A 21,487-nucleotide genomic window follows, 5' to 3' on the forward strand; every position below is an offset into this window, starting at 1 on the left:
CGACCGCTCCAGGGGCGTCGCGCACAGGAAAGCAACGATGTTTTCAAATATCTATCAAGGCAGAAAGGTGTTGGTCACTGGCCACACCGGTTTCAAGGGTTCCTGGCTCAGCGCATGGTTGCTTGAACTGGGAGCGGAGGTCGCCGGATACTCCATCGACCTGCCAAGCGAGCCTTGCAATTTTGAAGCGCTCAAACTGAAAAACAGAATGCTTCATGTTGAAGGCGATGTGCGCGACCCGCGCTCGCTACAACAAACGCTGGATGATTTCAAACCGGAGATCGTCTTTCATCTGGCCGCGCAGGCTCTGGTGCGCAAATCTTACGAAGACCCGGTTCTCACCTTTGAAACCAACGCCCTCGGCTCGCTCTACATGCTCCAGGCGATTCGCGAATGCGCATCCATCAGCGCCGGCGTTTTCATCACCAGCGACAAGTGTTACCACAATTCCGAATGGCTCTGGGGCTATCGTGAAACCGACCCGCTCGGCGGCGCCGACCCATACAGCGCCTCAAAAGCCTGCGCCGAGATCATCGCCTCGGCTTACATGAAATCTTTTTTCACCAGCGAGGATCTCTTCGTCGCAACAGCTCGCGCCGGCAACGTCATCGGCGGCGGCGACTGGGCGGCGGACCGGATCATCCCCGATTGTGCGCGGGCCTGGTCGCGTGGCGAATCGCTCCCAATACGCAACCCCAAGGCGACGCGACCCTGGCAACATGTTCTGGAACCCCTGGGAGGCTATCTGCATCTCGGCGCGCATTTATTCAACGAATCGGAATCGGCGCGCAACCAGGCTTTCAACTTTGGCCCGCATAGCGGCGTCATCCAGCCGGTCGAAGAATTGATTGAAGAGTTTTGCCGCTATTGGAAAGAACCCAAGTGGGACGTTGTGCCGCCCGATCCCAATCAAAAAGAATCCAACCTGCTCAAGCTCAATTGCGACAAAGCCCTGACCCTGCTCGGCTGGGAAGCCACGCTCGATTTTGAAAGCTCGATTCGTTTCACGGGCGAATGGTACCAGGCCTATTACGAACAAGGGCCAGAAGCCGCCGCTGAATTGTCCCTCAAGCAAATCGAGGAATATGTTGCGCGCGCGCGGCGAGCCAATCTCTCATGGACCCAATAAAGCTTCCCCTGCACGGCGGCGCCGTTGAACCGCTGAAGATCATCGAAGACGATCGAGGCGCGGTCCTGCACATGCTCCGCCAGGATTCCGACCAGTTTACCAAGTTTGGGGAAATCTATTTTTCTGAGGTCAATCCCGGAGTCGTCAAAGCATGGAAACGCCACCGGAAAATGACGCAACTGTTCGCCGCTCCCAGAGGCACCTTGCATCTGGCTCTGTACGACGCGAGAGAGAATTCCCCGACCTACAAGGAACTGCGGGAATACGAACTCGGCCGTCCCGACCATTATCAACTCATTAAAATTCCGCCCGGTGTCTGGTATGGATTTGAAAACACGGGGCAGGAAAAAGCGCTGATCGCGAATTGCGCGGACATGCCCCACGACCCTCAGGAATCTGAAACACTACCTCTGGAAAGCGGTCCTGTGAAAGTGAATTGGCGGTCACAAACCAACTCGGCCTGACTCCCGCTATGCCCTCATCCCCCTTTGTTTCCGTCGTCACGTCCGTCTATAACGGAGAGCGCTACCTTCAAGAATGCGTCGACAGCATTCTCAATCAGACCCATCAGAATTTTGAATTCATTATTCTCGACAACGGCTCGACCGACGGCAGTAGAACGATATTGGATCGCATCAGCGACCCCCGCGTCGTCGTCGTTCACCAGGAAAACCTGGGCATCGCCGGGTCGCTCAACAAGGGCGTGCGCATGGCAAAAGGGGAACTGATTTTCAGACTGGACGCCGACGACTGCGCCGCTCCCGACCGGCTCGAAAAACAGATTCTATTCATGGAAGCCAACCCGGATTACGTTCTATGCGGCGGCGCTTACGAGGAGTGGAGAGAGGGACATCTGACCGCGCAACGGGAGGAATTCCTGGAAACCGACGCTACGATACGGCGCAACTTCAGCCGCTTGAATCCCTTCGCTCACAGTTCTGTCGTTTTTAGAAGACAAGCCTTCGTGAAGGTGGGTGGCTACAACCCCAGCTATCAAACCTGTCAGGATTATGATCTGTGGATTCGGCTGATGCAAGAAGGGAAAGCATGTAATTTGAAGGACAATTTAGGTTTCATTCGTTTTTATGAAACCTCAACGATGCTTCGTAACAAACGCAAACTGTATCTGGAAACACTGGATGTCAAATGGCGGGCCTATATGAAATTCGGCGGATCGTTAGGACGCCTTCTCTACTTTTCCTTGCGCGGCGGGGTTCTGTTCACTCTACCCAATGTTATCAGTAAACACCTGTACCGCCGATCCGGCGGATAGCATTTTTTTAACTCTAACAACACGGCGAACGCCGCTTCCATACCATGCCGCATCAACTCAACGTCGTACTCGTCGAACCGGAAATCCCGAACAATACCGGCTCCATTGGCAGGCTCTGCCTCGCCACCGGATGCGTCCTGCATCTGGTCGAACCGCTTGGCTTTGAAATCAACGACACGCAAGTCAAACGCGCCGGTCTCGACTACTGGAAATACGTCGATGTCCGACGCCACAAAAATATCGAGGCGCTCTATGAAACCATGCCCGTCAATGCGCCCCGGGTTTTTTTCTCCACCAAAGCGAAAGCGAGTTATTTCGAACACAGATTCGAAGCCGGAACTTACCTGTTTTTTGGCAAGGAAACCAAAGGGTTGTCGCAACAACTGCGAGAAGAAAATGAAAGCAACATCTATCGTATTCCGCAGTACGACGACCGCGTCCGCTCCCTCAACCTCTCCAACGCCGCCAGCATTGTGGTCTACGAAGCCATCCGACAGCTCGGCCCCTGAGCCTCACTCCCGGACAATCGCAAACGAACGCAGGTAACCGACGACCGCTCGCACCTGCCGATCCGTAAAATTACGATAAGACGGCATCGCCGTTCCCGGCATACCCAGACGAATCGCCTTTGTCAGCGCGGAATCCGATCTCAACAACATGACGTTGCCATTGCTGAAGTCCGTCGGCCTGGGAACCATTCCCACGGACAAAAAACCCTCGCCATCGCCCTGAATACCGTGGCAATGCACGCATCCCGATTCCTCATAAACCAGTTGTCCTTCGGTGAGAGGAAGGGGTTCGGGCAGATTCGAGTATTTTTTCACAGGGGTCGTTTCACAAGCTGAAATCCAAATGAGTAGAAATAAAACCAGGCCCATTCTTGCCATACAAACACCCCCTTTTTGAATCATCGTAAACAAACTGTCTTTAGATTTACATGGCTTCGCTAATAATCGTTTCCACAGCAGTATTGTCGTTTAATTCTAGCTACCACATGAGAATGATTGTATCATTTCATTTAAGAAACGCCGGGCATAATTTTCTAAACCCTTTAATTGCACCAGTCCCTGTTAACTATTGGCGAGGTTGACTTTGGAATTTCAACTCATCCTGTCCTTCATTGCAAGCCTTCCCTTTTTCAAAGATTTCACAGGCAAGGAAAGAGAAGCGCTCATCCAGACCCAGGACCTGTTTCTGAAATTTCGAGCCGATCAGTTGATCATTCGTGAAGGCGAAATCGACGACGGTCTTTTTATTATTTTAAAAGGCGTCGTACAAATCACCAAAAGAAACCGTCCCAATAAAGTATTGGCGCAACTGCGTCCGGGCGCTCTGTTTGGAGAAGTCACCTTGATCAGCAAGCGCGCTCGAACCACCAACGCAACGGCGCAAGGGGATGTCGTGGTCATGAAGATCACACAAGAGATGATCGAAAAACTATCCGTTGAATTGCAAAAAAAATTCCACCAGCAACTGGTGCTTCAACTCGTGCAACGGCTCGAAGAAATGAATGAAAAACTATCTCAAGCAAGGAACGACTGACTTGAACTCCCGAACCGCCTGCCGCAGACGCAAGCTAAATTCATGAACGCCCCTCTCGCTAAAAACGTTTCCAGCCCAGACAGCGAAAAACTGATTTTGATCGGAGCCGAACAACCCGGCGCGCAAGGACTTTCCCTTGAGGCTTCTCTCGAAGAACTCGAAGGACTCGCCATCACGGCGGGTTACGAGCCAGCGGCATGGATGAAACAAAACCTGTCCCGCGTCAACCCCGGCACATTTCTTGGCAAGGGAAAACTCGAAGAACTGGAAACCGCGATTTTGCACCACGAAGCCGACGGAGTCGTTTTTGACGATGCGCTGTCGCCCACGCAAAACCGCAACCTCGAAAAAATTCTCAAATGCAGGGTCTTCGACCGCCCTTGGCTGATCCTCGAGATCTTCAGCCGACACGCAAAAACCCGCGCGGCAAAAACGCAGGTGGAACTGGCGCGCCTGAAATATTCGCTTCCGCGACTTTCAAAAATGTGGAGTCACTTGTCCCGACAACGCGGCGGCATCGGCATGAAAGACGTCGGCGAAACTCAAATCCAGCTGGACCGTCGCATGGTGCGCGAACAGATATCCAAACTCGAACGCAAGCTGGTCACGCTGGATAAAGAAAAGAAAACGCAAAACAAACGCCGTCAATCCGCCTTCACCGTGTCTCTGGTCGGCTACACCAACGTCGGCAAATCTTCGCTCATGAACCGCTTGACCGAAGCGGGCGCGCTGGCGGAAAACAAACTGTTCGCCACGCTCGACGCGACGGTGCGCAAAATCAAACGCAATCATCCTTATCCGATCCTGTTGACCGACACCGTCGGGCTCATCAACAAATTGCCGCACGACCTCGTCGCCTCGTTCAAATCGACTCTCGACGAAGTGCGCAACGCCGATCTATTGATAAACGTCGTCGATATATCTCACCCGCATTATCAGGAACAAATGCGCGTCACAACGGAACTGTTGAAAGAGTTGAACGCCGATAGCATCGACTCCATTCTGGTCCTGAACAAGATCGACGCCCTCTCTCCTTCAGAACGGACCGACGCAGAAAACAGGCACCCCGACGCCCTGTTCATTTCATGCAAGACCGGCAACGGCGTGGACGCCGTGCGATCCGCAATCGACGCGCGCTACGAAAGTCAATTGATCTCGTGTCAGGTGGATTTGAAATACAGCCAGATGAAAGCGCTTTCAGAAATACGCAAACTGGGATTGATCACCGGCGAGGACTATGGAGAGGAAATCGTCTCCCTGCAGGTCCAGCTCTTCCCGCAACACAAAGAAAGATTGAGACGACTGCTCGAGGAAATTTGAGGGGCTTGTTACAGAACGATCAGTTTGGCGACCTTCACCGCCAGTCGTTTCTTGCCGTGAGGCGGCTTGAAAAACACGTCGACCTTCAGGTCGTCTTCGTTGCCTTCCCTTCGTATCACCACGCCCGGCCCGAATTTGGAATGCAGGACGCGAGTCCCGACGGCGTAATCTTCGCCCCCCGACGATTTTACTGAAGGACGATAGGACGGCGCCGGAATCGATTCTTCATAACTGCGAACCGTTTCTTTCCGTTCCTGAAACGCGGAAGGCTCGATATGCAGGGCCTCGGCGGGAACGCTGTCGAGAAACTCCGACGGCTGATAATTAAAGGTGCTACCGTAAATCCTGCGCTGGCGCGCGTTGGTGAGGAATAATTTTTCGCGCGCTCGGGTGAAGCCCACATAACACAGGCGGCGTTCTTCTTCATACTCCGCATTCTCGCCCATCGAACTGGCGTGCGGCAACAGGCCGCGTTCCATGCCAACGATAAACACGGCGCGAAACTCCAGCCCCTTGCAGGCGTGAAGCGTCATCATCGCCAAAGCGCCGCGGTCGTCCTGGATCGTATCGGCGTCCGCCGTCAGCGAACAGGAATCGAGAAATTCCTGCAGGGTGCGGCCCTCCTCTTCCGCCTGTTGCACGGCGGAGATCAATTCCTCAAGGTTCTCCATTCGCGAACGACTTTCAATCGAATTCTCATTGCGCAATGCCTCCGCGTATCCGGTTTTTTCGATGACCGCGCGAAAAAAATCCGATTCGCTCCGCTCCTCGCGATAGTCGGCCAGATACTTGACGACATTCATAAACTGCGCCATTCGCTTCGCCGCGGCGGGCGAGGCCAGCCGATGCGTCGCGGCGCGTTCCAGCCCCTGAGCCAGGGTGAGGCCCTCTTTCTGGCAATAGGCTTCCAGCTTGTCGAGCGAGGTTTTTCCGATGCCGCGCGGCGGCACGTTGACGATGCGTTTCAAGGAAACCGAATCATCGCGATTGAGAATCACGCGAACGAAGGAGAGAATATCCTTCACCTCCTTGCGCTCGTAAAATTTCAGACCGCCCACCAGTTGATAGGGAATGTCTCGTTTTCTCAGCACGTCCTCAACGACGCGCGATTGAGCGTTGGTGCGATAAAGGATCGCAATGTCGTTCAACTCGCAGGAGCCTTCATCACTCATGGCCTGAATGCGTCGGCATACGAAATCCGCCTCGTCCATTTCGTCCATCGCGCGATAGTAGGTGATGGGTTCGCCTTCCGCGTTTTTCGTCCATAGCGTCTTGGCTTTTCGGTGGACGTTTTCTTCCACGACTCCGGCGGCGGCCTTCAATATATTTTGCGTCGAGCGATAATTTTCCTCCAACTTGATGACCTTGACGCCGGGATAATCTTTTTCAAAATCCAGAATATTTTCCAGATTCGCGCCGCGCCAGCGGTAGATGCTCTGATCGTCGTCGCCGACCACGCAGATATTGCCGTGAATGCTGGACAGCTGTTTCACGAGACGGTATTGCACCGCGTTGGTGTCCTGAAACTCATCCACCAGAATGTATTTGAACTGGCGACCGTAACGCTCCAGAATCTCCGGCGACTCCTGAAACAAACGCACGCATTGAATCAACAAATCGTCGAAATCCAGCGCGTTGTTTTTCTTCAAGCCCTCCTGATAGCGCGGATACAGTTCCGCCGCCTTGTACTTGTTGCCGTAAGACAGAGATTCCAGGTCGATGTCCTTCGGCATCTTCAAATCGTTCTTGAAAGAACTGATATGCCCCAGCAGGGTTTTGGGCGGAAAGGAATCCTTGTCGATCCCAGCGTTCTTCATGCACTGTTTGACCATCGACAACTGATCCTGCGAATCGTAAATCACAAACTCGGTGGAAAAACCCAGCGCGTCGATATGCCGTCGCAGGATGCGCAGACAGAAAGAGTGAAAGGTGCTGATCCAGGGCGGCGCGTCGTAAACGTCGAGCATCTTGCGCACGCGGTCCTTCATTTCGCCCGCCGCCTTGTTGGTGAAAGTGATCGCCAGAATCTGGTCGGTTGGCGTTCCGCGTTCACGGATCAAATGCGCGATGCGATGCGTGATGACGCGGGTTTTTCCCGACCCGGCGCCTGCGACCACCATGAGAGGGCCGTCAACGCACTGGATCGCTTCCAGTTGCTGGGGATTGAGACTGCTGGAGTTCATGAGAAATACGGTGGAACGTTTTAAAGTAAATGTTCCCAGGCGACAGCCGCCAGGGCTTCGGTGAACAGCGGAGATAGATTGAGCGATTCGGTGCGGTGCAGGTCGAGCTTGCGCTCGTCCGCATATTTCTTAAATTCGATATCAATATCGTACAAAATTTCGACATGATCGCAAACGAAACCAATGGGAACCATGAGCACCGTTCGCGATCCATAACGCGCGATCTTGTCCAGCGTCGCTTCAACCGTCGGCCCCAGCCAGGGCACGGGAATCATTCCCTGACTCTGATAGGCCTGAAACCAGCGTTGCGGCTGGACGCGCTCGACCAGCGCGTTCAGCGTTTTTGCGTATTCCTCCGCGTAGGGATCGCCGTTGTCCAGGGACTGGGCGGGAATGCTGTGGGCCGTGAACACGGTGTAGATTTTTTCCTTGCCCATACCGCGCAAGCGTTCTTCAGCGGCCTTGTAACGTTCCGCAAAGGCGTCGATCAACAAAGGATTGTCGGCCCAACTGCCCACATAACGCGCATCGATATCCGGCGAACCGCAAACTTCCAGCGCCGTACGGAAGGCTTTGAAATAGAGTTCGGTGCTCCAGCTACTGTATTGCGGCGCCAGGCACATGACCACCACCTTGCGCACGCCGTCGTCGAGCATCTGTTGCACGGCATCCTGAATGAAAGGACTCCAGTTGCGCATGCCCACATAGACTTTGAAACGATCTTCGCCCTGATTGAGAAATTTCTCCAGAGCTTCAACCTGTCCCGTCGTGATTTCCAGCAGGGGGGAACTGCCGCCAATAGCGGTGTAACGATCGCTGATGATCTGCACAAGCTTATCCGAGGATTCTTTTCCGCCCCGGATATTTTTCAGATACTGCGGAATGTCGTCGACCGAATTGGGAGCGCCATGCGCCATTAAAAAAATTCCGACAGGCGCGCCGGTTTCAGGCTCACCCATGACGATATTCATGCACCATGTCGACCACCGCCTTGACATGATCGACCGGAGTCCATTGGAAAATACCGTGACCCAGATTGAAGATATGACCGGGCCGTCCATCGGCGCGTTTCATGATGTCCATCACGCGTTCGCGAATCACCGGGATCGGAGCCATCAGGGCCGCAGGATCGAGATTGCCCTGAATCGGCTGATCGTAACCGACCTGTTGCCAGGCGTCGTCGAGATTGACGCGCCAGTCGAAACTGATGACGTCGCCGCCCGCCTGCTTGATCAAAGGAAGAAGCGTCGAGGTGCCTGTGCTGAAATTGATGAAAGGAACGCCGGAATCTTTCAGACCATCGATCACCCGTTTGGTATAGGGGAGAATGAAACGCTCGTAATCATACGGACTCAGACAGCCCACCCAGCTATCGAACAACTGAAGCGCCTGAGCGCCCGCGTCGACCTGCATTTTCAGGTAGTCGATCAGAACCTCGCAGACCTTGTCCATCAAGGTTTCCCAGACTTTGGGCGTCTCCAGCATCATCATTTTCGTCGCGATGAAATCCTTGGACTTGCCGCCTTCGATCATGTAACTGCACAGGGTGAACGGAGCGCCTGCAAAACCGATCAGCGGAATCTTGCCGTCGATCTCGGAGCGAACATGGCGAATGGCGTCGCCCACAAAGCTCAACTGCTCCTTGGAATTGACGGGGCGCAGGGCGTTGACTTCTTTTTCGCCTTTCACCGGACGCGGGATCACCGGTCCATCGCCCTTGGAAAATTCCAGTCCCGTCCCCATCGGCTCCAGCGGCAATAAAATGTCCGCAAAAATTATCGCCGCATCCACGCCCAGCGCATCCAGCGGCTGGAGTGTGACTTCGGCGGCCAATTCCGGGGTCTTGCACATCTCCAGAAAGGTGTACTTCTCTTTCATATCGCGGTAGGCCTTCATGTAGCGCCCCGCCTGTCTCATAAACCAGATCGGCGTGACGTCGGTCGATTCGCCGCGACACGCTTTTAAGAAACGATACTCGTTCGTGTTATCCATTGGCTCCCATCGGCAGAAAAATAAAAGTTTGATTATAGGCTTGCCGCGCAGAATTTATCAATGCTTTATTGCCCCAAGCTTTTCAAGCGCGCTGTCGGATAATCTAGCGCGTTGTATTTGAAGATTTTTCAGGCTCACGCTTCGGAGAACCAAAGCTTTCGGCGCTGTCAAATCAAAGGTCGCGAAGCGATACTCAGGAAAACTAATGCGTCACGCCTGTACGATCCGACGTCGCTCTTCCAGAACCATCTCGTCCGTTTCCTCATCAAGACGGGAACCGATCGCTTCGCGCGCTTCCTCTCCCAGCAAGCGCCCAACGGCCCACAGCGCGTGAGCGCGGATCAAGGGTTCGACATCCGCCAAAGCCTCCAGCAACACCGGAACCGCCGCGCGGTCGCCGGAATTTCCCAAGGCGACGGCGACATTGCGCAGAAGCCCGCGACGCTTGATGCGCTTCACCGGACTTTTGCGGAAACGCTCGCGAAAGCCTTCGTCGTCCAGCCGCATCAATTCAACGAGAGCGCGGGTTCCTTCACGCTCGATGAATGCGTTCTCATCGGTCGTGACCGCATGCGAATTCCAGGGGCAGACGATCTGGCAATCGTCGCATCCGTAGATATGATTGCCCAGCGCCGCGCGAAACTCAATCGGGATGGGCCCTTTCAACTCAATGGTCAGATAGGAAATGCATTTGCGCGAATCCAGAACATAAGGAGCAATGATCGCGTTCGTCGGGCACACGTCGATACAGGATCGACAGGTACCGCAATGGTCCGTCGCCGGATCGGAGCGCGGCAGTTCCACATCCGTCAGAATTTCCGCGAGGAAATACCAGGAGCCTTCGCCTTCGGTGATCACATTGGTGTGCTTGCCGATCCAGCCAATGCCCGCCTGCTCCGCCATCGCTTTTTCCAGAACCGGCCCGGTGTCAATATAACGCCGCGTCTTGCACCCCGGAAAGGCTTCCTGCAAGGCCGCCTCCACCGCTTCGAGCCGGGGCGCCAGGGCGTCGTGATAATCTAGGTTGAGGGCGTAAAGGGAAATGTCTCCCGTGGCCTTGTCCTGCGCGAACTCCATGCTTTTGTGCGTCGTCAGATAATCGTAGCTGAGACACACCACCGACTTCACGCCGGGCAGGATCAGCGTCGGATCTTTGCGCTTTTCGGCGCCGCGCGCCATGTAAGCCATTTCGCCGGCGTAGCCGCTTTCAATCCAGCGGTCGAACCGATTTGCCGTTGTGTCCAACACCGTCGCCGGGGCCACGCCAAAGCCTTTGAAACCCAGCTCCAACGCCCGTTGGCGCACCTGCATCAATTGATTTTTCGCCTGCTCTGAGGTCATGGGAATGAGATTGCCAAGCTATAGGCCATTTGATACTCTGAATTCATACAAGCATGGATTTGCGCTTTTGCGCCTGGACTATTAATACATCAATCGACGGACTTCGGGAATGAATAAAACCGGCTATATTTACCATCCGCATTACCTGCGACACGATAACGAACCGCACCCGGAGAATCCAGGCCGCCTCAAGGCGATCGAGCAGGCGCTTGCCAAAGCCGACTGGTTTGACGATGTGAAACGCATCGACCCGCGCGCGGCCACCGCGCAGGAAGTTTCCGAAAATCACGACGCTGGATACGTCGCGCAGGTCGAAAAATACTGTCAGGAAGGCGTGCGCTCGCTCGACTCCGACACCGTGATCTGCCCCGATTCCTATACCGCCGCCCTGCTGAGCGCCGGAGCCGGGATTTCCGCCGTCGACGCGATCATGAACAACGAATGCAGGAATGTTTTTTGCGCCGTGCGCCCTCCGGGTCACCACGCCGAAGAAAAACGGGGAATGGGGTTTTGCCTGTTCAACAACGTCGCCATCGCCGCGCGTTACGCCATCAACCAATGGGAAATGAACCGCGTGTTCATTTTCGACTGGGACGTCCACCACGGCAACGGCACGCAAAATTCTTTCTACAAATCATCGCATGTGTTCTATTCCAGCATTCACCAGTATCCCTTCTACCCCGGCACCGGCTCCGACGACGAAACCGGCTCCGGCAACGGACTGGGAGCCACTCTCAATTTTCCATTGCGCGCCTTTTGCGACGACGGGGTCTATCTCGATATTGTCGAGAACCGGATCATTCCTGAAATCCAGCGCTTCAAACCGGACTTGATCATCATCTCCGCCGGATTCGACGCGCATGAAGACGACCCGCTGGCGCAGATGGACGTCTCCAGCGGATGCTTCGGGCAAATGACCCGCCTGCTGACCCAGGTCGCGAATGAAACCTGCTCCGGCCGCCTCGTCTCCATGCTGGAAGGCGGCTACAACCACACCGCGCTCGCCGAATCGGTCCTCGAACATATCCAGTCGCTCAAGGAATAATCCGTCCAAACGCGCCCATGCCAACTCAAAGCGAAGCGGTATCGACAGAACGGCGCCTGCTGATCATGGCGACGCTGGTCGCGCTTGGCGTTGTTCTCCACCGCCTCGAAGCCCTGCTCCCCCTGCCCTCGCCCTGGATCAAACTGGGCCTGGCGAACGTCATGACTCTGGTCGCGCTGGTTTACCTCGGCGTTAAAGAAGCCTTCATCGTCGCCATCCTGCGGGTGTTCTGGGGATCGATCTTAGGCGGAACCTTCATGAGCCCGACCTTTTTCCTGAGCTTCGCGGGAACCCTGTCCGCAACGCTGGCAATGGCCTGCTTTTACGCAGGCGGTCGCGGACCCTTCAGCCTGATCGGCGTGTGCGTCGCCTCGGCTTATGCTCATACGGCGACGGCGTTTTTCTGCGTCTACGGGTTTCTTTCGACATCGACCTCGTTTCTAAAGCTCATCCCTCTGTTCTCCTGTCTGGCCCTGGTCTCGGGAGTTTTGACCGGACTGGTCGCCAACGACCTTGCGCGCCGCCTCGAAGCCGAGGGCATTGCGCTCAAGTAAACGCTCCCCAAATTTTCCATTCAACACGCCGTCGCAATCATCCGTTAAGTAATCCGATGAATTTATTTTAGACATTGCGTTCTGATTCGCCTAAAATCAAAGACTCGGAACTCATTGAAATAAATACAACTACTTAACAGTAGCGCTATCAAAACCGTTTCCCGGACAGGCCCATGAAACTTTCCGTCGTGATCCCCGTTTACAACGAAAAAGCTACGCTTTCGAAAATCATCCAACGGGTGCAGGCGCAGAACTACGATATGGAAATCATCCTCGTCGATGATTATTCCACCGACGGAACGCGCGATTTACTGAAAGAGATGGAAGCGGAAGAAGGGATCAGGGTATTTTATCACCATTACAATCAGGGCAAAGGCGCCGCCTTGCGCACGGGCTTCGCTGAGGTTTCTGGTGACATCGTCATCATTCAGGACGCCGATCTGGAATACGACCCGCAGGACTACAAGGTTCTGCTGGAACCGATTCTTGATGGTCGCGCCGACGTGGTTTTCGGTTCGCGCTTTCTAGGCGGCCCGCACCGCGTCTTGTTCTACTGGCATTATCTCGGCAACAAGGCCTTGACCACCCTCTCCAACATCTTCACCAACCTGAACCTGACGGATATGGAAACCGGCTACAAGGTTTTCACCCGCAACGTTCTGGATCAGATCAGCCTCACCTGCAACCGTTTCGGATTCGAACCGGAATTCACCGCAAAAATTTCCAAACGCAATTTCAGGATTTATGAAGTGCCCATCTCCTATAGCGGGAGGGATTATGCGGAAGGAAAGAAAATCACCTGGAAGGACGGCGTCGCCGCCCTGTGGTTCATCGTCAAATTCAAATTCTTCGACTAGCGGGTATCACCCGCAGGATAATGGCAGGAACATTGCGATTGCGCCCAACGGGATTGCTAGCATCGCAAGCTAGCCCTACCTCTACCGGGTGGGCATCGCCCACTGGATAAGAGCCACAAAGTTCCAATTGCGCTCGCAAACGATTACTAGCAATACTTAAGCTAAGCCCTACGTCTCCGGTCACAGACCGGGTGGGCATCGCCCACTGGATAAGAGCCGAAGTGTTTCAATTGCGCTCTTAAGCCATTACTAGCAATTCGAGTTGAGCGTTATGGCCCCGGCCCTCGCCGGGTGGAGGAGCTTTCAAGCAAGGCGTCTTTGCGAGGAGCGCCCGCGACGAAGCAATCCAGAGACTTTCATGAAACGCTTAAAGCCGCTGGATCGCAGCGCGCCTTATCAGGCGCTCGCGATGACGTAAAAACCTCAGCGCTTCAATTGCGCCCAACGGGATTATTAGCATTGAGAGTATAGTGTCAGGCGCGTGGCGACACGCCAACGGCCCCGGCGCCTCGCCGGGGGGAGGTATTTCCGCTCACTTAAAATCAATGCACCTGGGTCTCGGCGCCGCAAAACCCGCAGGCCTCTTCTTCCTGACTCACCACATGACTGCAGGACGGACAAATCGTGAACGTCTCATGCTCCGCGATCAGGCGCCGCCCATCGACGACGTCCTCTTGCCGACACCACAAACGCACCGCCACCAGATCGTCGACTGGCGCCGGGCTGGCGTGGAAGGTCGCGTTCTCCATCTGACAGGGAATCCCCTCGCTCTCAAGGAATCCCTGAATGATGTAGGCCGCCGTTTCATCGGCAAGACTGCACAAGATCACAAAATCGTCGTCCACCTCAATCACATCGTCGGAAGATTCAACCAGTTCGACATTGCATTCAGGGCATTTTTTTGCGTCGCGATCAAAAGTATCCTGGCATTCGGGACAAAATAACACGGCTCTATCTCCTCTTATTAATCGCCCGGTTTGGCGTTATCAAGCAGTCACTTTAACGTTAGGCCCCCGACTCTGGAGATGCAAGCCTGAGTAAAAATTAAAATGACCGGAATTGAATTAGGGATTTAATGAGGAAGGAAAATCAATCGAACTTGTTGATCGAACCGTCGCCGATACCCCGCTCGAAGCGGATGGTTTCTTTCGACAAAATACCGCCCAGAAGCAACAGGCCTATCAGGTTGGGAATCGCCATCATCCCGTTCATGGTGTCGGACAGGTTCCACACAATCTCCAGCTTGAACACCGCGCCGAGGAACACGAATAGCACCCAGACCATGCGATAGTGCATGATGAAGCGAATACCGGTGAGGAATTCCAGGCATTTTTCTCCGTAATAACACCAGCCGATGATCGTCGAAAAGGCAAAGGTCGCCACGCCCAGAGTCACCACCCACTGACCCCACTCGCCCGGCAGACCCTGCGAAAACGCTTCAATCGTCAAGGCCGCTCCCGTCTTTCCCGAATGCCAGGACTGCGTCGCCGCCAGAACCAATCCGGTCATGGAGCAGACCACGATCGTATCCAGAAAGGTGCCCGTCATCGAAACCAGCGCCTGCTTCGCAGGCTCGTTCGTTTTCGCCGCCGCCGCCGCAATTGGCGCGCTCCCCATCCCCGACTCGTTCGAGAACATGCCGCGCGCCACGCCAAAACGTATGGACTGAGCCAGCGTCGCACCGGCAAAACCGCCCGCCGCCGCGCTTCCAGAAAAGGCCGACTCGAATATCATCACCAATCCCTCAGGCACTCGATCCCAATAGGAAAAGAGAATCACCAGCGTCGCTGTAAAATAAATCACCACCATCGCCGGAACCAGAATACTGGAGACCTCGGCAATGCGTTTGATGCCGCCAAGAATCACCAGCCCAGAAACAAAAGCCAGGCCCAGTCCCACGGTGACCGGACTCCAGCCCATCGACTCATTCAACGCCGCCGCCACCGTGTTCGCCTGCACCATATTGCCCGTGCCAAAAGCCGCCACCGAGCCGAACAGAGCGAAGCAAACGCCCAGCCATTTTTTGCCCAAACCGTCGCGCAGGTAGAACATCGGCCCGCCCGAAATCTCGCCGCGCTCGTTGACCAAACGATAACGCACCGCCAGCAAAGCCTCCGCGTACTTCGTCGCCATGCCGAACAAAGCCGTGATCCACATCCAGAACACCGCCCCCGGCCCGCCCAGCGCCACCGCCGTGCTGACCCCCGCGATATTGCCGACGCCAATCGTCGACGCCAGCGCCGTCATCAAGGCGCCGAAATGATGGATATCGCCCTCGCCGCTCCGCTCGCGAGAAAAGGCCAACTTCAATCCATAGCCCAGCATGCGAAACTGAATGAAACGCAGACGAACGGTCAGATAAATCCCCGTCCCCAGCAGAAGTGCCAACATCCACGGTCCCCAGACCATGCCGCTGAGCGCGACGAAAAATTCATTGAGCGATGCCATACCCGCCTTTCGATTAGGAAGAGAAGTTCTCTTTTGAGTCGACTAAAAATCTGCGCGATACCCCGCTGGAAAAACGGTAAACTGTTTTCGCGAAAACCTGAATTCGGTAATTTCCAAAACGACACGCCCTGGCGACTCTCATTCAAAAAAACACCATACTTTAACATGAGTCAATTTATATCCATAAAGGATAACCAGCCCACACTCGGCAAGCACAACCAGATCATCGGCGCCTACCTCTACGATTCACGCGGCGAAAGCGTCGGCAAGATCGAAAGCCTCCTGCTCGACGCGCAGACGCGCAAGCCCCAATTCCTAACCCTGCAACTCGGCGGCTTCCTGCGCACCGCAGGCAAACACATCCTCATCCCCTTTGAACTCTGCGAGCCGCAAGACCTCGGAAAAGTGGTGATCCAGCGGAGCCATCACTCCCTCGCCGATGCTCCCGCAACCGAAAACCCCGACGCGCCCAGCGCGCTGGAAATCGAACTCAGCCTCGAATATTTCGACCGGGCCACGCCCGCAGGATAAGAGCCGAAGCATTCCTATTTCGCTCAAAATACATTGATAGTGTTGCGAGTTCAGCATTAGAAATCTCTCTCTTGGACTAACCAGATAAAAACATCAGCTTTTGGATGAAATACTTCCGCATATGCTACTATCCCTATAGAGAACAAAATCTATCAAGATGGGATTTTAAGAGGGATTTTAATGATGAATATTCCCGTTAATGTCATTTCGTCTCAAGCGGAGCTATGAATAAAGTTATGATTGAAGACAATCCTCAGGGATTTAGGAAGGTTAATCGCGCAGAATCTCATTCGTTTTGTCGCTTTGTCCATTTACACCGAGAAGATCTGGAATCTGTCGTTGACGTGTTTGGTCGACTCGGACAAGTATTGTTGTTTTGCGGAGATTATGAGTTCTCCTCATTAGTTTCCTTGCAGTCAAAGTTTGGATTCTATCCTGAAAGAATCAGAGTGAGTGTTTTTAGTAAGGATCGTACAGAAGAGGATGCGCCTTTGGCAGATTTCTCAATCAGTGGGAGAGGAGCAACAATAAAAATTTCTCCACGTTCGGAGCAATGTCGAGTCGCTTTTTTAGAGGTCTGCCAATTGCTGAATAGCCGTCAAAGTGAATGGATGTCTTTCGCAAAAGTCTTTTTTAGGGCTTTCTTTCCCTTTTTATTTTTACATTTAGTCTTAGTTACTCTTTATGTGGATATTAGTGCTTTGAGTGTTTATTTAGCAGCCTCGGTGGCGGCTTTAAACGCGGCGGCGTGGTTCTTGTTATCACCCAATAAGACGAGTTTTTTCACTCTTTATCATGAACACGAAGCCTCGCTCTGGTCTCAATACAAAACAAACCTTATTTTGATAATTTCAAACATAGCTAGCGCGGCTACCGCTTCTTTGTTGACATGGTGGTTAACGAAATAACCCTCTTTTTATTTTAATAACCTGTTGCTGTCCTTAAATGTATTTGTATTGAATGACTGAATTTTCCGATTCCCACCCCTTTGCGGATCAATGTGGCGTTAAATCCCTTTTTAGATTTTATAGAATCGGTAGAGAAGATTATCTCAGGCATTTGTTTATTGATAAAAAACTATATCACTCTCTTCCCTCTCAATTTAATGACCCATTCGAATGTAAGCCGCATTTCATTTGGCCTGAAAATGAGGAAAAGGTTCGCAAAATTAGACAGCACTTGGAGAATTTTTTTATAGGGAATGGGGAATCTGAAGCTAATGCTAAAAAATTAGCTGCCTCAAATATGAAAAACTTGGAATCTTTTCAGAATCAAATACAGAAGACGGCTCTAATAACGTATGGTGCTGTGAGAATCTGCAGTTTTACCACTCGAAAAGAAAATCTCCTGTTTTGGTCGCATTATGCTGACTCGCATCGGGGATTTTGCGTGGAATTTGACGCCACTAAAATGCCGATAAAATTAGCATATAAAGTTCAGTACAAAAACGAATATCCAGAATTTATTTTTCCAGCCCCTAGGGATGAAAATCTCTTCATTCCCGCGCTGGTCAAATCAAAAGATTGGGAATATGAAGAAGAATTCAGAATCATATTTGTCCCTGAATCAAGAAGGCTACCGCCTAATGATGGTGAGTCGTTAATTCTGGAGAGTAGTGTAATAAAGAATATTTATTTTGGTTCAAATATGGATGAAGGCAAGAAAGGTCTAATAATTAAGCTCATCAAAGAGGGAAAATTAAACCCCGGCATTTGGAACTCTCGTTTAAGTAAGTCTACTTTTAGCCTTGAATTTGAGCCAATTCCCCAAAAGTAATCCACTTCATAGCAATTCGCTAGGCAAGCAACTCCTGCAAGATAATTTCAAAGCCACCCTCACCTGTATCCTCTCCCTGAGGGAGAGGAGGGACTGCGTCCATGGGATAAAAGCAGGAAAATTTCCAATTGCGCCCAACGGGATTGATAACAATACGAGTTTAGCGTTACGGCCCCAGCCACAGGCTGGGGGTTTTTTCTTGACAATTTATAGACAGTGCATAAAATAGCGACATTCGTTTTATTTTTCAGGCACGTAGCTCAGGGGTAGAGTACTTGCTTGACATGCAAGGGGTCGGCGGTTCGAAACCGCCCGTGCCTATTTTTTACTGGATTCTTTCAACGAATTTCCTCCGTGACGGACTCCCGGTCTTTCCTGGTTTTATCCCCTAGAAGACAGGTTGTAATGCGTTCCACCCCCTGACGGGATGCGAGTAGTGTGGGGAACTTAGACTTTTATGTCGCAGACTAAAGAAAAATACGATCTGGAGACGATCCGTCACAGCGCGGCGCATTTGATGGCGCAGGCGGTGAAGCAATTGTTTCCTGAGACCAAGGTCACCATCGGCCCGGTCATTGAAGACGGTTTCTATTACGATTTTTATCGTGAAGAACCCTTCGTTCCCGAAGATATCGAGAAGATCGAGAAGCGCATGCAGGAGATCGTCAAGCAGGGTCTGACGATCACCCGCCAGGAGATCCCGCGCAACGATGCGGTCAAGATGTTTGGCGACATGGACGAATCGTTCAAAAAAGAAATCATCGAGGGCATCGACGAGTCGCAGACCATCACTTTATATTCGCAGGGCGATTTCACCGATCTGTGTCGCGGGCCGCATGTCGGCTCCACCGCAGACATTCCGGCGTTCAAGCTCCTGCACACCTCCGCCGCTTACTGGCGCGGGGATGAGCGCAACCCGGTGTTGCAACGCATTTACGGAACCGCATGGGATTCCCCCAAGGAACTGCGGTCTTATCTGGCGCGGCTGGAAGAGGCGAAGAAGCGCGACCACCGCAAGCTGGGCAAGGAACTGGATTTATTCACCATGACCGACGAGGTGGGGCCGGGCCTCATCCTGTGGCACCCGAAGGGCGCGCGCGTTCGTTACATCATGGAGGAATTCTGGAAACAGGAGCATTACAAGAACGGTTACGAATTGGTGTACACGCCGCACGCGGCGCGGGTTGATTTATGGAAAACCAGCGGGCATATGGATTTCTATAAGGAGAACATTTTCTCGCCGATGGACGTGGAGGGACGCGAGTATGTCCTGAAACCGATGAACTGTCCGTTCCATATCAAAATTTACGAGAGCCGATTACGCAGTTATCGCGATCTGCCGATTCGCTTCGCCGAGCTGGGCACGGTGTACCGTTACGAGCGTTCCGGCGTTTTGCATGGTTTACTGCGCGTGCGCGGATTCACCCAGGACGACGCGCATCTGTTCTGCCGTCCCAATCAGCTGGAAGCGGAAATTTCGAAGGTTCTCGACTTCATCATGTTCGTATTGAAGTCCTTCGGATTTCATGAACACAAGGTTTATCTGAGCACGCGACCCGACAAATTTGTCGGCGAGGAGTCGGACTGGGAAGACGCGACAAACGCTCTCGAAGCGGCGCTCAAGTCAACGAATACAGAATACGAAGTCGATCCCGGCGAGGGTGTTTTCTACGGCCCGAAGATCGACATCAAGATCAAGGACAGTCTCAATCGTTTCTGGCAGGTCTCCACCGTACAGGTGGATTTCAACCTGCCGCAACGTTTTGACATCCATTATATCGAAGAAGACGGCAAGAAACGTCAGCCGATCATGATCCACCGCGCCCTGATGGGTTCGCTGGAACGCTTCTTCGGTTGTTTGATCGAACATTATGCAGGCGCCTTTCCAATCTGGCTGGCTCCGGTTCAGGTGATCTTGCTGGCGATCACCGACGATAACCACGCTTACGCCGAAGAAGTGGCGCAAAAACTGGAAAAAGAAGGCATTCGCGTCGAAAAAGACTTGCGAAACGAAAAGATTGGGTTCAAAATCAGAGAGGCCCAAATGCAAAAAATTCCTTATATGCTGGTTCTGGGAGGCAAGGAAGCCGAAAGCAAGACGCTTGCGGTTCGCAAACGCCGTTCCAAAGAAACCGCGACGATGTCATATGAAGAATTTTTGGACTTGCTGAAAAAGGAAATTGCGGATAAAACCATCGACACAGAGAATTGAGTCGTTGAGCCTTTTGTAGTTTTCAGGCCCCGTTAATTTTGTCAACAATGAATAGGAGATTCCTCTAATTAACAAAAAGCAACGCGTTAACCAGATGATTCGCGCACGGGAAGTAAGCGTGATCGCCGAAAACGGCGATCCAATGGGGACCATGTCGGTGCCCGATGCTTTGAACTTGGCTAAAGAACACGAGATGGACCTGGTGGAAGTGGCGCCCAACGCCGTACCGCCTGTGTGCAGGATCATGGACTACGGCAAATTCAAGTACCGGCAAAGCAAACGCGCCCACGAGGCCAAGAAGAACCAGAAAATCATTCACGTCAAGGAAGTCAAATTCAGACCCACGACGGATGAGCACGACTTCGATTTCAAGCTGAAACACGTCAAACGTTTCATCGAAGGCGGAGACAAGGCGAAAGTGGTTATCTTCTTCCGGGGTCGGGAAATTGTGCATCGAGATATGGGCGAACAGGTTCTCAAGAGAATCGTTCAGGAAACAGAGGAAATCGCCCTCGTCGAGCAGTCATCCAAGCAAGAAGGCAGAACGCTGGTGATGATTCTCGCGCCAAAGGTTAAGAAAAAATAAATTCACGGTCAATACGATTCACGAAGGGAAAGGGAGTCATGCCAAAAATCAAAACGAACAAAAGCGCGGCGAAACGCTTCAAGCGGACGGGAACCGGCAAGATCAAACGCAACCATGCGTTCACGAGCCACATCCTGACCAGCAAGTCCACCAAGCGCAAACGAAATCTTAGAAAAACAGACACCCTCTGCGCAGGCGACGCCAAACGCATCGCGCGGATCATGCCCTATTAGTTTTTAGGGACAAACGCACAACGAAGTCAAACGACTCCATAGGAGATAGACACAATGGCCCGAGCAGTTAACGGAACAATATCAAGACGACGACGGAAAAAGGTACTCGCCCTCGCCAAAGGCTTTCGCGGCATGCGGAGCAAAAACTACCGCAAAGCTAAAGAAGCGGTTTGCAAGGCGCTGAGCTATGCCTATCGCGATCGACGCGCCAAAAAACGCGATTTTCGCCGCTTGTGGGTGGCTCGAATCAACGCGGCGGTACGCGCGGAAGGTCTCACTTACAGCAAGTTCATGCACGGTTTGAAGAAAGCCAACATCGAGCTGGATCGAAAAATTCTTTCCAACATGGCGATTGAAAATCAGGAATCTTTCCGCGCTCTGATGAAGACCGCGCGCGAACAACTGGAAGCGGCCTCCTAAGCCCTTCCCGGGTTCGATTCGAACTCTGTCGGGCCTCCCGCTTCT

23 protein-coding genes and 1 tRNA gene are annotated in these 21,487 nt (G+C 52.9%); 17 read left to right on the forward strand and 7 right to left on the reverse strand.

The window, feature by feature from the left end:
- Positions 1-37 precede the first annotated feature (37 nt).
- Genes rfbG through G3M78_01200 form a run of 4 tightly spaced genes read left to right on the forward strand, consistent with a single transcriptional unit; the run spans position 38 to position 2,911 of the window.
- Complete coding sequence (gene rfbG, locus G3M78_01185; protein ID QPJ64091.1) at positions 38-1,129, forward strand: CDP-glucose 4,6-dehydratase; 1,092 nt, start codon at positions 38-40, stop codon at positions 1,127-1,129.
- Positions 1,117-1,593 (forward strand): dTDP-4-dehydrorhamnose 3,5-epimerase, encoded by a 477-nt coding sequence (locus G3M78_01190; protein QPJ64092.1) that lies wholly within the window; start codon positions 1,117-1,119, stop codon positions 1,591-1,593. Before rfbG ends, G3M78_01190 begins: the two co-directional genes overlap by 13 nt.
- 8 nt (positions 1,594-1,601) lie before the next feature.
- Complete coding sequence (locus G3M78_01195; GenBank protein ID QPJ64093.1) at positions 1,602-2,402, forward strand: glycosyltransferase; 801 nt, start codon at positions 1,602-1,604, stop codon at positions 2,400-2,402.
- Positions 2,403-2,446: 44 nt separating this feature from the next.
- Positions 2,447-2,911 (forward strand): tRNA (cytidine(34)-2'-O)-methyltransferase, encoded by a 465-nt coding sequence (locus G3M78_01200; protein QPJ64094.1) that lies wholly within the window; start codon positions 2,447-2,449, stop codon positions 2,909-2,911.
- Between the two features lie 3 nt (positions 2,912-2,914).
- Here the strand turns inward: G3M78_01200 and G3M78_01205 are convergent, their stop codons facing one another.
- Positions 2,915-3,289 (reverse strand): cytochrome c, encoded by a 375-nt coding sequence (locus tag G3M78_01205; protein QPJ64095.1) that lies wholly within the window; start codon positions 3,287-3,289, stop codon positions 2,915-2,917.
- 205 nt (positions 3,290-3,494) lie between these two features.
- Here G3M78_01205 and G3M78_01210 point away from each other — a divergent pair, with 205 nt between their 5' ends.
- Positions 3,495-3,944: a cyclic nucleotide-binding domain-containing protein gene (locus G3M78_01210; GenBank protein ID QPJ64096.1), complete on the forward strand. Its 450-nt coding sequence runs from the start codon at positions 3,495-3,497 to the stop codon at positions 3,942-3,944.
- Positions 3,945-3,986: 42 nt separating this feature from the next.
- Positions 3,987-5,264: a GTPase HflX gene (gene hflX, locus G3M78_01215; GenBank protein QPJ64097.1), complete on the forward strand. Its 1,278-nt coding sequence runs from the start codon at positions 3,987-3,989 to the stop codon at positions 5,262-5,264.
- Positions 5,265-5,272: 8 nt separating this feature from the next.
- On the opposite strand, the gene G3M78_01220 is transcribed toward hflX, so the two are convergent.
- From G3M78_01220 to queG, 4 genes are all read right to left on the reverse strand, one after another.
- Positions 5,273-7,447, reverse strand: coding sequence for a UvrD-helicase domain-containing protein (locus G3M78_01220; protein ID QPJ64098.1), 2,175 nt, complete (start codon positions 7,445-7,447; stop codon positions 5,273-5,275).
- Between the two features lie 20 nt (positions 7,448-7,467).
- Positions 7,468-8,406, reverse strand: a complete 939-nt coding sequence (gene hemH, locus G3M78_01225) for a ferrochelatase (GenBank protein ID QPJ66728.1) — start codon at positions 8,404-8,406, stop codon at positions 7,468-7,470.
- A complete protein-coding gene (hemE, locus tag G3M78_01230; GenBank protein ID QPJ64099.1) occupies positions 8,399-9,439 on the reverse strand; it encodes a uroporphyrinogen decarboxylase in 1,041 nt (346 codons plus the stop codon). Before hemE ends, hemH begins: the two co-directional genes overlap by 8 nt.
- Positions 9,440-9,649: 210 nt before the next feature.
- A complete protein-coding gene (gene queG, locus G3M78_01235) occupies positions 9,650-10,780 on the reverse strand; it encodes a tRNA epoxyqueuosine(34) reductase QueG (GenBank protein ID QPJ64100.1) in 1,131 nt (376 codons plus the stop codon).
- Positions 10,781-10,889: 109 nt separating this feature from the next.
- On the opposite strand from queG, the gene G3M78_01240 reads away from it, so the two are divergent.
- From G3M78_01240 to G3M78_01250, 3 genes are all read left to right on the forward strand, one after another.
- The gene (locus G3M78_01240) at positions 10,890-11,825 is read left to right on the forward strand and encodes a histone deacetylase (protein QPJ64101.1); all 936 of its coding nucleotides are present in this window, start codon (positions 10,890-10,892) and stop codon (positions 11,823-11,825) included.
- 17 nt (positions 11,826-11,842) lie between these two features.
- Positions 11,843-12,379, forward strand: a complete 537-nt coding sequence (locus G3M78_01245; GenBank protein ID QPJ64102.1) for a Gx transporter family protein — start codon at positions 11,843-11,845, stop codon at positions 12,377-12,379.
- 173 nt (positions 12,380-12,552) lie between these two features.
- Positions 12,553-13,236 (forward strand): glycosyltransferase family 2 protein, encoded by a 684-nt coding sequence (locus G3M78_01250; GenBank protein ID QPJ64103.1) that lies wholly within the window; start codon positions 12,553-12,555, stop codon positions 13,234-13,236.
- A 542-nt stretch (positions 13,237-13,778) separates the two neighbouring features.
- Here G3M78_01250 and G3M78_01255 read toward each other — a convergent pair.
- Both G3M78_01255 and G3M78_01260 read right to left on the reverse strand, forming a co-directional pair.
- Positions 13,779-14,183, reverse strand: a complete 405-nt coding sequence (locus G3M78_01255; protein ID QPJ64104.1) for a hypothetical protein — start codon at positions 14,181-14,183, stop codon at positions 13,779-13,781.
- A gap of 142 nt (positions 14,184-14,325) precedes the next feature.
- Positions 14,326-15,684, reverse strand: coding sequence for a sodium:alanine symporter family protein (locus G3M78_01260; protein QPJ64105.1), 1,359 nt, complete (start codon positions 15,682-15,684; stop codon positions 14,326-14,328).
- A 165-nt stretch (positions 15,685-15,849) separates the two neighbouring features.
- Here G3M78_01260 and G3M78_01265 point away from each other — a divergent pair, with 165 nt between their 5' ends.
- The 8 genes from G3M78_01265 to rplT all read left to right on the forward strand — a co-directional run bounded on the left by G3M78_01265 (position 15,850) and on the right by rplT (position 21,442).
- Positions 15,850-16,215 (forward strand): PRC-barrel domain containing protein, encoded by a 366-nt coding sequence (locus G3M78_01265; protein QPJ64106.1) that lies wholly within the window; start codon positions 15,850-15,852, stop codon positions 16,213-16,215.
- A gap of 224 nt (positions 16,216-16,439) precedes the next feature.
- Entirely contained in the window at positions 16,440-17,123 is a 684-nt protein-coding gene (locus tag G3M78_01270) for a hypothetical protein (GenBank protein QPJ64107.1), read from the forward strand.
- Positions 17,124-17,175: 52 nt separating this feature from the next.
- The gene (locus G3M78_01275) at positions 17,176-17,991 is read left to right on the forward strand and encodes a DUF2971 domain-containing protein (protein QPJ64108.1); all 816 of its coding nucleotides are present in this window, start codon (positions 17,176-17,178) and stop codon (positions 17,989-17,991) included.
- Between the two features lie 249 nt (positions 17,992-18,240).
- Positions 18,241-18,312: transfer RNA gene (locus G3M78_01280), tRNA-Val, on the forward strand.
- A 136-nt stretch (positions 18,313-18,448) separates the two neighbouring features.
- Positions 18,449-20,203, forward strand: a complete 1,755-nt coding sequence (thrS, locus tag G3M78_01285) for a threonine--tRNA ligase (GenBank protein ID QPJ64109.1) — start codon at positions 18,449-18,451, stop codon at positions 20,201-20,203.
- Between the two features lie 67 nt (positions 20,204-20,270).
- Positions 20,271-20,789 carry a translation initiation factor IF-3 gene (locus tag G3M78_01290; protein ID QPJ66729.1) on the forward strand — a complete coding sequence of 173 codons (519 nt, stop codon included), beginning with the start codon at positions 20,271-20,273 and terminating at the stop codon, positions 20,787-20,789.
- Positions 20,790-20,827: 38 nt separating this feature from the next.
- On the forward strand, positions 20,828-21,022 hold the full coding sequence (gene rpmI, locus G3M78_01295; GenBank protein ID QPJ64110.1) for a 50S ribosomal protein L35: 195 nt from the start codon (positions 20,828-20,830) through the stop codon (positions 21,020-21,022).
- Positions 21,023-21,076: 54 nt separating this feature from the next.
- Positions 21,077-21,442, forward strand: a complete 366-nt coding sequence (gene rplT, locus G3M78_01300; protein QPJ64111.1) for a 50S ribosomal protein L20 — start codon at positions 21,077-21,079, stop codon at positions 21,440-21,442.
- The last annotated feature ends 45 nt before the right edge of the window (positions 21,443-21,487 follow it).

This window comes from Candidatus Nitrohelix vancouverensis (genome assembly GCA_015698305.1).
GTDB lineage: Bacteria > Nitrospinota > Nitrospinia > Nitrospinales > VA-1 > Nitrohelix > Nitrohelix vancouverensis.

Coding starts and splice junctions, on each gene's coding strand:
- rfbG (QPJ64091.1), top strand. CDS start 38: ATGTTTTCAAATATCTATCAAGGCAGAAAGGTGTTGGTCACTGGCCAC.
- G3M78_01190 (QPJ64092.1), top strand. CDS start 1,117: ATGGACCCAATAAAGCTTCCCCTGCACGGCGGCGCCGTTGAACCGCTG.
- G3M78_01195 (QPJ64093.1), top strand. CDS start 1,602: ATGCCCTCATCCCCCTTTGTTTCCGTCGTCACGTCCGTCTATAACGGA.
- G3M78_01200 (QPJ64094.1), top strand. CDS start 2,447: ATGCCGCATCAACTCAACGTCGTACTCGTCGAACCGGAAATCCCGAAC.
- G3M78_01205 (QPJ64095.1), bottom strand. CDS start 3,289: ATGGCAAGAATGGGCCTGGTTTTATTTCTACTCATTTGGATTTCAGCT.
- hflX (QPJ64097.1), top strand. CDS start 3,987: ATGAACGCCCCTCTCGCTAAAAACGTTTCCAGCCCAGACAGCGAAAAA.
- G3M78_01220 (QPJ64098.1), bottom strand. CDS start 7,447: ATGAACTCCAGCAGTCTCAATCCCCAGCAACTGGAAGCGATCCAGTGC.
- hemH (QPJ66728.1), bottom strand. CDS start 8,406: ATGGGTGAGCCTGAAACCGGCGCGCCTGTCGGAATTTTTTTAATGGCG.
- hemE (QPJ64099.1), bottom strand. CDS start 9,439: ATGGATAACACGAACGAGTATCGTTTCTTAAAAGCGTGTCGCGGCGAA.
- queG (QPJ64100.1), bottom strand. CDS start 10,780: ATGACCTCAGAGCAGGCGAAAAATCAATTGATGCAGGTGCGCCAACGG.
- G3M78_01240 (QPJ64101.1), top strand. CDS start 10,890: ATGAATAAAACCGGCTATATTTACCATCCGCATTACCTGCGACACGAT.
- G3M78_01245 (QPJ64102.1), top strand. CDS start 11,843: ATGCCAACTCAAAGCGAAGCGGTATCGACAGAACGGCGCCTGCTGATC.
- G3M78_01250 (QPJ64103.1), top strand. CDS start 12,553: ATGAAACTTTCCGTCGTGATCCCCGTTTACAACGAAAAAGCTACGCTT.
- G3M78_01260 (QPJ64105.1), bottom strand. CDS start 15,684: ATGGCATCGCTCAATGAATTTTTCGTCGCGCTCAGCGGCATGGTCTGG.
- G3M78_01265 (QPJ64106.1), top strand. CDS start 15,850: ATGAGTCAATTTATATCCATAAAGGATAACCAGCCCACACTCGGCAAG.
- G3M78_01270 (QPJ64107.1), top strand. CDS start 16,440: ATGAATAAAGTTATGATTGAAGACAATCCTCAGGGATTTAGGAAGGTT.
- G3M78_01275 (QPJ64108.1), top strand. CDS start 17,176: ATGACTGAATTTTCCGATTCCCACCCCTTTGCGGATCAATGTGGCGTT.
- thrS (QPJ64109.1), top strand. CDS start 18,449: ATGTCGCAGACTAAAGAAAAATACGATCTGGAGACGATCCGTCACAGC.
- rpmI (QPJ64110.1), top strand. CDS start 20,828: ATGCCAAAAATCAAAACGAACAAAAGCGCGGCGAAACGCTTCAAGCGG.
- rplT (QPJ64111.1), top strand. CDS start 21,077: ATGGCCCGAGCAGTTAACGGAACAATATCAAGACGACGACGGAAAAAG.